Origin of the sequence: Vibrio sp. V01_P9A10T6, from assembly GCF_963877065.1 — a bacterium.
GTDB lineage: Bacteria > Pseudomonadota > Gammaproteobacteria > Enterobacterales > Vibrionaceae > Vibrio > Vibrio anguillarum.
This window is the reverse complement of sequence record NZ_CAWNTB010000055.1, coordinates 1-9506: the sequence shown is the minus strand read 5'-3', so window position 1 is coordinate 9506 and position 9506 is coordinate 1. Positions and strand designations below refer to the sequence as shown.

Annotated in this window: 5 protein-coding genes; 2 read left to right on the top strand and 3 right to left on the bottom strand. The window is 44.2% G+C overall.

Translation table 11 applies throughout. The features are described from left to right. Window positions 1–113: 113 nt before the first annotated feature. The 3 genes from AACQ21_RS03270 to AACQ21_RS03260 all read right to left on the bottom strand — a co-directional run bounded on the left by AACQ21_RS03270 (window position 114) and on the right by AACQ21_RS03260 (window position 3309). The gene (locus AACQ21_RS03270) at window positions 114–1442 is read right to left on the bottom strand and encodes an anaerobic C4-dicarboxylate transporter (RefSeq protein ID WP_013868401.1); all 1329 of its coding nucleotides are present in this window, start codon (window positions 1440–1442) and stop codon (window positions 114–116) included. Between the two features lie 280 nt (window positions 1443–1722). Beyond that, the gene (locus AACQ21_RS03265; protein WP_047688721.1) at window positions 1723–2172 is read right to left on the bottom strand and encodes a GNAT family N-acetyltransferase; all 450 of its coding nucleotides are present in this window, start codon (window positions 2170–2172) and stop codon (window positions 1723–1725) included. Window positions 2173–2214: 42 nt separating this feature from the next. Next, on the bottom strand, window positions 2215–3309 hold the full coding sequence (locus AACQ21_RS03260) for a response regulator (protein WP_013868403.1): 1095 nt from the start codon (window positions 3307–3309) through the stop codon (window positions 2215–2217). 123 nt (window positions 3310–3432) lie between these two features. Here AACQ21_RS03260 and AACQ21_RS03255 point away from each other — a divergent pair, with 123 nt between their 5' ends. Beyond that, window positions 3433–7395: a hybrid sensor histidine kinase/response regulator gene (locus AACQ21_RS03255; protein ID WP_105976926.1), complete on the top strand. Its 3963-nt coding sequence runs from the start codon at window positions 3433–3435 to the stop codon at window positions 7393–7395. A 144-nt stretch (window positions 7396–7539) separates the two neighbouring features. After that, window positions 7540–9276, top strand: coding sequence for a methyl-accepting chemotaxis protein (locus AACQ21_RS03250; protein ID WP_105976925.1), 1737 nt, complete (start codon window positions 7540–7542; stop codon window positions 9274–9276). The last annotated feature ends 230 nt before the right edge of the window (window positions 9277–9506 follow it).

Sequence of the window (9506 nt, the reverse complement as noted above, 5' to 3'; positions counted from 1 at the left end):
CAGTTAAATAAAGAAAAAGTGCACCCAACGGCTTCAGGCTCAGTTGGGTGCACTTTTTTATTTAGCAGTAAACACACCCCAGCGCTGTATCAGTCTGGGGCATTTACAGTGGGTTAACCAATGATGATTTGGCTCAGCACATAACCTAAACAGCACGCACTCACGACGCCAATTAAACCGACGGACATGAACGAGTGGTTGAAGTAGTACTTACCGATTTTGGTGGTTCCTGTGGTATCAAAGTTGACCGTTGCAATATCTGACGGATAGTTTGGAATGAAGAAGTATCCGTACAGTGCGGGCATTAATCCCACCAGTAGCGCAGGTTCTAAACCTAGCCCGAGGCCTACAGGTAACATCATCACCGCTACTGCGGCTTGTGAGTTCACCACAACAGAAACAATGAATAGTGCAAGCGCGAAGGTCCAGTGATGGTCGGTAACCATCTCAACAATGCCTGATTTAAACTGCGGCATCGCGTATTGGAAATAGGTATCCGACATCCAAGCTATACCGAAGATGGCAATTGCCGCTACCATACCTGATTTGAATACCACACCGTTTGGTACATCTCGTGGGTCGGTTTTGGTTGCCAGTAAAATGATACCGCCAAAGCAGAGCATCATCATCTGAATAACCACCGCCATACTGATCGGTTTACTGCCTTCAACAATAGTGCGTGTTTCTGGCACCATCGCTAGCACGACTATGGTTAATATCGCACCAATGAAAATCAACACAGAATTACGCGCTGCCGCGGGTAACGTTTCATTCAGCGTTGTCGCGGTTGTGTTTAGGATTTTCTCTTTCCACACTGGATCTTGCAGACGTTCTTGATACTCAGGATCATCATCTAGTTCTTTCCCGCGGCGCAAGCTGTACAAAGACATCAACAGCGTACCGAATAAGGTCGCAGGTACAGTGACCAGCAAAATAGAGAGTAAGGTGATCTCGTGTTGAATATTCGACAATTGAGCAAGGTAGTAGACAACGGCCGCTGAGATTGGGGAAGCGGTAATCGCGATTTGCGAAGCAACAGAAGACGCAGCCATTGGACGTTCAGGACGGATCCCATTTTTCAATGCCACATCACCAATGATCGGCATGATGGAATATACCGCATGGCCAGTACCCAGCATAAACGTCATTGCGTAAGTGACGAACGGTGCAATCAAAGTGACATTTTTCGGGTTCTTACGCAGTAAACGTTCTGCCACTTGCAGCATGTATTTCAATCCGCCAGCCGCTTCGAGTATTGAAGCACAGGTGACAACGGCAAGAATGATCAACATGACGGTGATCGGTGGTGATGTGGGTGGCATTTTGAAGACAAAAACTTCAATGACCAAGCCAATACCAGAAACCACACCAAGGCCAATACCACCGTAGCGTGAGCCTATATAGAGCATTAATAGCAGGAATAAAAATTCCAAATACAACATATCTGTTTCCTATCCAAAGGTGTTAATGAAAATATTGTCTAACGTAACGTTAAAAAAAGATGAAACCTTGTTCACACAACCATTTACCCTATAAATGAAACGACATTAATCAGAGATTGCTCACGCATTTTATTCAATAAGTAATGAATATGAATAAACAAATGTAACCATTTTGTTGTGCTACAGGTGGGCTGGCGTTAATGATGAAGCTTATTTTCTCGCCGCGTAGGCTGTTTGCCGATCGCTAACCTTAATTTAAGGTAGCACAAAGGGTACTGAGCTATTGGCCTTTGGGCGTTGGAATGAAATGCATATGAGAAAACTCATCGTCCATTTGGTAGTGCGTAAACCCAAATCGCTGATACAAAGCACCGACCGGGCTACCTTGCAAATAACAGAGCTTACATGGGTATTGAGTCAGATTGGCTTGGTTGACGACCAGTTGTAACACTTGGCTACCCACCCCTCTATTTTGAAAATCTGGCAGAATAAAAAATCGTGAGAAGTAGAGCGTTTCATGCTTGCTCTGCAGTAAATAAGTGCCAATCGGTTGGCCATCAGCGCAGATGATCGTTGGTAGACCAGAATGCCATTCTTGGCGATGCAGCACTTGCTGCAACTCTTCATCCCAGCCAAATATCGCCGTAATAGCATCCATTTCTGCGACTTTTTTTAGATCAAAAGCAAATTGATAATCGCTGTCACTTGCGGGGCGAAAGGTTACCTTCATACGTTTATCTTTTTGTTTAATAATACGTTGCTTACCAAGATATCAATCGTCGGCGTATTCATGGGCAATCGAAATAAAGCGCTCTTCTATTGCCAAGAAGGCATCAATGACTTCTGGGTCAAAATGGCTTCCTCTTCCGTCCAAAATAATCCCTTTCGCATCGGCGTGAGGCATCGGCTCCTTATAGATGCGTCGGCAAATCAGAGCGTCATAAACATCAGCGACAGCCATTAACCGTGCGCTGAGCGGTATAGCGTCACCTTGTAAACCGTTAGGATAGCCAGAGCCATCCCATTTTTCATGGTGCCCATGGGCGATCTCTTTCGCCATATCGATAAGGTCATTTTTCGCGCCTGACATCTTTTCCGCTTTTTCTAGCGCACGTAGCCCTAAGCTGGCATGGCCTTTCATGATCTCAAATTCATCACTGTCCAGTTTTCCTGGTTTTAATAGTATGTTGTCGGCGATGCCCACTTTACCAATATCGTGTAAAGGGGCGGCTTTAAAGTAGGTATTAATAACATTCGGCGTTAGCTTTTGTTGATATTTTGGCAGCTTAGCCAGTTGCTCGGCTAACGCTTTGACGTAATGCTGTGTTCGCAGGATATGGTTACCAGTATCTGGGTCTCTGGTTTCAGCGAGACTGGCGAGAGCATACACGACCGCGTCTTGCATTTTATCCAATTCATTTGAACGTTTGATCACCTCTTTTTCCAAGTAGCCATTTTGGTTCTTCAGTATGTCTTTTGAAATTTTGTTTTGCAGGTGAGTATCTACTCTGGCTCTTAGCAACGGTACGCTTACGGGTTTGTATACATAGTCAACCGCACCTAACTCAAAGCCTAGTTTTTGATCTTCAGGGTTATCTTTTGCGGTCAGAAAAATCACAGGGATGTCTTGGGTGTTAGGGTTTGCCATGATCTTTTGTATGACTTCAAAACCTGACATTTCCGGCATAACAATATCGAGCAACACTAGGTCAATAGAAAACTTGTCTAAGATACTGAGCGCCATCGGGCCTGATTTAGCGGCCTTGACATGATATCGGTTAGCCAACCCCTGTGACATAAATGCAAGGTTATCTGGCGAATCATCGACGATTAACACGGTACAATTGTCCAAGTTTTCGATGGGCATGAGTCTTTCCTAATAAAAAATAGCAATTGAGCGGCGAAGGTTGGGTTTAAGTCTAAACTTATCAATAACTATAGCTAATCTCAGCGTTAGTAGAGTGAGAAAATTATTAAGAAGGCGCTTCACATGCGATCCATCCGAACTTTATTCACCGTCTTATTTATTGCTATGGGATTATGTTCCATTGCGATGTTTAGTATCACCGACAAAGTAGCCGCTCTGAGAACTGAGAGCCGACAACTGAACGACGAACTTTACCGTTTCTATCGTCTGTCACAAGAGTTGAAGCAGAGCTCAGATCACTTAACCAAATTTGCCCGAGCCTACGCTTCGACTGGCGATGAAAAGTGGCTCAACCTTTTTAATTATGTGCTGAGCGTCAGAAATGGTTCTGTGCCGTTACCGAAAGGGAATGAGTACGAATTTTGGGATGTCGTTGCACAAAACAAACTGCTTGCCCGCTCACTGGGTGGCGCACCAGACAACCCTTCGTTACTCGATAGAATGCGTCTTTCGGGCATTGAATCGGTGGAGTTTTTAGAGCTCAAAAATGCGCTTACGTTGTCTGATTCACTGGTGTCACTCGAAAGAGAAGCCTTCATGGCCATCAAAGGATGGAAAAAAAGTAGCCAAGGTGAATTTGTCGACACAGGTGAGCCGGATCTGGAATTGGCTCGGGCTATTCTCTATGGTGACCAATACTTCGCGGAAAAGGCGAAAATTATGCAGGCGATTGGTTCTGCGCATCAATCGATCATGCAACGCATGGAGCAAAACATTCAACGTGCCGATAGCGAAGCGCTGCGTTATGAATGGATAAACTTGGTGTTAGTATTAACCTTACTCAGCGTGATCATCGCCTCCTTTGTTCTGCTGTGGCGTCTTTACATCAATCCGTTAAGTCAGCTACTCAAAACGGTTGTGACTCAAGTCAAACGGGAAGATTACGCTTTTACGATCACTCAAACCGCCTATGCAGAGCTGCAACATTTTATCGACAGTTTGAATGTGGTGTTTCATCATATCGCTGAGCAGCTTAGCCAAAATACTTTACTTAAAGATTTCAATATCATCCTACGCAAAAACGATTCTACGGACCGTTTGTGTAATGAAGTTACGCAATTCTTACTGCATCAATTTCCTTTGGAAATGGTTGGCATGTACATCTATCAAGAGGGCGTATTAAAACGAGTGGCTGGGGTGGGTTATGGTGAGCATTCGGCCAGAGAATACACCGATCCATCATCGACGCAGCTCAGCGTGTTGCTCAGCGGTCAGCCCTATGCGATGAAAGCACTCGATGGCAACTGTCACATTGAATTTAACGGTGGCAAGTTAGTCATTAACGAAGTGTATTATTTGCCGCTGCACGTCAATCAGCATCCTGTCGCTTTACTAGAGCTGGGTACTATCGGGTCGTTGTCGAGTTTGCAATTTCAGTGGTTATCGCAAATGTTGGATGACTTATCGGTCAGTATTCAATTGAGCCAAAACATTGAAATTCAGCGACGAGCCGAGCAGAAAGTACTCGAACAATCTCAACTGAATCAAGAGATCCTCGATGCGACGCCGAACCCCATGTATTGCTTGTCGGCCTCGGGTACATATCTCACCATTAACGCTAAGTTTATGGATTTAGTTGGCCTGTCGGCCGAGCAAATTATCGGTAAATCGCCGCAAGATATCTTTCAAAATGAAACGGCGACCATTTTTGCCCAAGTACATAAAAGGCTTGGAGAGGAGCAGTCTTCGCAAGATTACGAATTGTCTCTCTATGACGCTTCGCACCACAAAAGAGAGATGTTGGTATACGAAGCTTCTTTCCAAAATAATCGTGGTGAAGTCTCTGGAATTGTCGGAATTTTGCTTGATTTAACGGATCGCAAGCAGATGGAAGAGCAATTAAGAGAAGCTAAAGAGACCGCGGATGCCATGAGCCAAGCCAAAGGTGATTTCCTCGCGAACATGAGCCACGAGATCCGTACACCAATGAATGCCATTTTGGGTATGGCCCATCTAGCACTCAATACCGAGCTCAATCCTACGCAACAAAAATACATTTCACGGATTAATGAATCGGCGAAAAACTTGCTTGGCATCATTAACGACATTTTGGATTTTTCCAAAATAGAGGCGGGCAAGCTGAATGTTGAGCACATTGATTTTAGCCTTGATGAGGTATTGGATAACCTCACCACCTTAATTTCGCTAAAAGCCCAAGAGAAAAATATCGAGTTTTTATTAGATATCGACCCACACATTCCAGTGGGCTTGGTGGGCGACCCGCTGCGTTTGGGGCAAGTTCTCGTTAACTTATGTGGCAATGCGGTGAAATTTACCGAACAAGGGGAGATCATCGTTTCGGCGCGAGTCGTGGGGCAAAACGACGCCAACGTGACCTTGAAGTTTACCGTTTCTGATACAGGTATTGGCATTGCTGAATCTAACGTAGCCACTCTATTCTCTGCATTTTCTCAAGCTGATAATAGCATTACTCGCCAATATGGAGGTACGGGCTTGGGGCTTAGCATCAGTAAACAGCTAGTCGGATTGATGGGTGGCGACATTCAAGTTCACAGTGAAGAAGGGTCAGGATCCACCTTTGAATTCACGGTTGAGTGTGGGCTGCAAGAAGCCAAAATGCGCGATATTGCTAAGCCACTCAGCGCTCTAGCAGGCAAACGTGCGTTGGTAGTCGATGATAATGACTCGGCACGCAATATTTTAATGACGTTGCTCAATGCGATGCATTTTGAAGCGAAGTCAGTCAGTAACGGTTTTGAGGCGCTCGATGAAATTCGCAATACGCATTTTGATATGCTGTTTATTGATTGGAATATGCCGGGTATGAATGGCATAGAGTTGCTGCAGAGAATGAAACCATTGGGTGTTTTTGATAACACTAAACGATTCCTCGTCACGGCTTACGGCCGAGAAATTTCCTTGGTGGGAGAAAACAGTAAATTAGTCGATGCCTTGATTGTGAAACCTGTGAACCCATCAAATCTCCTTGATGCCATTATGGACAGCTACGGCATCGAGCAATTAAGGCAGAGCCATGAGTATCTTGATCATGATACAAGGCCAACATTTATTGGGCAAAAAGTGCTTTTGGTAGAAGATAACGAAGTGAACCAAGAGGTGGCTTTCGGCCTGTTAGAAAGTACTCAATTGAGCATTGTTCTTGCTAATAATGGACAAGAAGCTTTGACGAAATTGCAGCAAGAAGCTTTTGATTTAGTGCTGATGGATATGCAGATGCCCATTATGGATGGTATCAGTGCGACGAAAGAGATCCGCCAGCATGAGGAGTGGAAAACGCTACCGATTGTTGCAATGACCGCCAATGCGATGTCTTCAGATGTCGAGCACTGCTTAAATGCAGGTATGAATGATCATGTGGCGAAACCAATTGATGTACAGCGCTTGTACCACGTACTACGCAAATATTTAAAGGCGGATGAAACCACTCCAGTACCCTCTACGGTATTACCGAATCAAGTGAAACCGAGCACTGGCTATCCAGAATTGACCGGTATTGATGTGGAGCAAGCGATTTTCCGAATTGGTGGCAATGCGCAGCGATACTTTGAAATATTGGATCACTTCCTTGCCAGCCAGCAGCAAGAAATAGCCGCATTCCCTAAATTGATTGATAAGGGGCAGTGGGAAGAGGCAGAGCGAGTGATGCACACCCTAAAAGGTTCAGCGGCTAATCTAGGGATTGAGCCTATTGCGCAGCTAGCCAACGAGATGGAAGGGGTAGTGCAGCGACATACGAAACCCGCCATTCAAGATCTCAACACGGTCTCAAAGTTGATGTCTACTTTGTTGGATGAGTTAAGGGATTGGGAGCAGACACAATTATATCCGCAGCAAGAGCACCGTGATATTGCGTTGCTCTACCAACAATTAGTGCAATGTGTTGAAAACTACGATGCTGATGCGATTCATATGATCCACCAAATTAAACAATGCAATTTATGGTCTGACGAGCAAAAGAAAAGTTTGATGCATGCGATTGAAGATTTTGATTTTGAAGCGGCTAAAGAGGTATTGGCTCAGTTGCCAGTACCGACTGAAAAATAAGTTGAAGTATGATAGTGCTTAAAATTGATGCAATAATTGTGGCGTAAAATTCGACATTTTGGCCATTCTCATCCTATGCTAAGAGCAATAATAACAATGAATAAACAGAAATAATTTCGTTGATAAATGAAGAAGGATACTTTTATGAATATCAACAACACCATGAAGCTCGTGTTTGCTGTCATCGGTATCGGTATTGTCATTAGTGTTGTGACGGTATTACAGCTCAATGGGCTAATGCAACAAGTTGATAATATGGCTCAAGTTCGTTATCAATCTTACCAAGCGGCCGATGAGCTTCGTCAAAGCTCTGATGATTTAACTCGGTTGGGCCGAACTTATGTGGTCAGTGGCGATGAAAAGTATGAAAAAATGTACATGGATATTCTTGATATTCGTAATGGTAAGAAACCTCGCCCGCAGAACTATCACACGATATATTGGGACCTTGTGCTGCAATATGGACAAAAACCTAAAGCAGACGGTAAAAATATCTCTCTCAACCAAATGATGACGGATCTTGGTTTTACTCCGCAAGAGTTTAGTTTGCTCAAAGAAGCTCAAGCTAATTCAGATGGCTTAGTGAACATGGAAGTCAAAGCGATGAATGCTGTTAAGGGGCTTTACCCTGATAGCAATGGCAACTACACCGTTAGAAAAGAGCCAGACCGTAATATGGCGATTTCTCTCTTACACAGTAATGAATACCATCAAGAGAAAGCCAAAATCATGGCTCCGATCGATAAGTTCTTTATTGAATTAGAAAATCGAACCAATAAACAATTCATGGATGCGGCGCAGAAAGTAAAAAGTACGGTATTGATTGGTAATATCTCCTTAATTAGTGTTTTTATTATTGCCATTATTGGGTATGCCATCGTGAACCGGAAAGTAGTGAAACCGATCGATACCATGGCCAAATTGCTACAACAAGTGGACAAAAATTCTGATTTGACGTTGCGAGTTGATGATAACAGCCACAATGAACTGGGTATTATCGGCGGAACCATTAATAAAGTGCTTGGCAGTTATGCCACCACCATCAGCAAAATAAACCAAGTAAACCACACCATTTCGGCCATCTCTGAAACGATAAGCGATGTCACCAAACAAAACGTCAAAGTGGCGAATCAGCAAAATCAACAGCTTGAAATGGCCGCAACAGCAATGGAAGAGATGACATCGGCACTCTCTAGTGTGGCGGAAAGCACAACGATGGCAGAAGAGTATGCGGGTAGTGCGGAGAAAGAGGCCAGTACCAGTAAACAGGTCTTTGATAAAACGACGCACGAATTTGGTGAGTTAGAGGGTGAATTTACCAAAACATCCGAGATCATCCAGCAACTTGCGAATGAGTCTAATAACGTTGGTAATGTGCTTGATGTGATTAAAGCGATTGCCGAGCAAACCAACCTATTGGCATTGAACGCGGCAATAGAAGCCGCTCGCGCGGGTGAGCAAGGTCGGGGTTTTGCGGTAGTAGCGGATGAAGTACGCTCACTTGCCCAACGAACTCAACAATCGACGGGCGAGATCGAAAGCATGATTTCGATGCTGCAAGAGAAAGCAGAACAATCGACTAAAACGATCCGGGTGAGTGCTGATAAAATGCAGTCAACGCGCTCTAACATGTCGGTGGCGAACGAAGCGCTTGGTACCATTCAAGGTTCGGCAATTGAAATTCACAAATTGAATACGTCGATATCGGCCGCGACAGAAGAGCAACTGGCCGTGAGCGACGAGATCTCCAGCAACCTCAGTAATATAAAAACCCTTTCAGGTGATATGAACATTGCCATCAATCAACTCGGGCCAGTTGTCGTCGATTTACAACGTAATGTCGATGAGTTAAATAGCGCGATTAAGCACATTCGCACTTAAAAATATGACATCCTTTCTCTTCTTTTGAGGCTCTCTTGACTGAGAGCCTTTTATTTTGCGAAAACTTTTTATTTTCAAAACCTTGTTCGCTGAGGCGGTGACGCCAATACAGCAAAGAGTCATGTTTTTACCCTCCACTTTTCAGTCGTGAAAGGTAATTGTGATAAGTTAAATCTCTTGCTTTGGCTGGCTTTTTCTTGCCAAACGTTGCCAAGGTAAAGAGAGCAAAA

Bases quoted from the DNA above. Each gene is read 5' to 3' on its own strand.
- AACQ21_RS03270 (WP_013868401.1), bottom strand. From the start codon at position 1,442: ATGTTGTATTTGGAATTTTTATTCCTGCTATTAATGCTCTATATAGGC.
- AACQ21_RS03265 (WP_047688721.1), bottom strand. From the start codon at position 2,172: ATGAAGGTAACCTTTCGCCCCGCAAGTGACAGCGATTATCAATTTGCT.
- AACQ21_RS03260 (WP_013868403.1), bottom strand. From the start codon at position 3,309: ATGCCCATCGAAAACTTGGACAATTGTACCGTGTTAATCGTCGATGAT.
- AACQ21_RS03255 (WP_105976926.1), top strand. From the start codon at position 3,433: ATGCGATCCATCCGAACTTTATTCACCGTCTTATTTATTGCTATGGGA.
- AACQ21_RS03250 (WP_105976925.1), top strand. From the start codon at position 7,540: ATGAATATCAACAACACCATGAAGCTCGTGTTTGCTGTCATCGGTATC.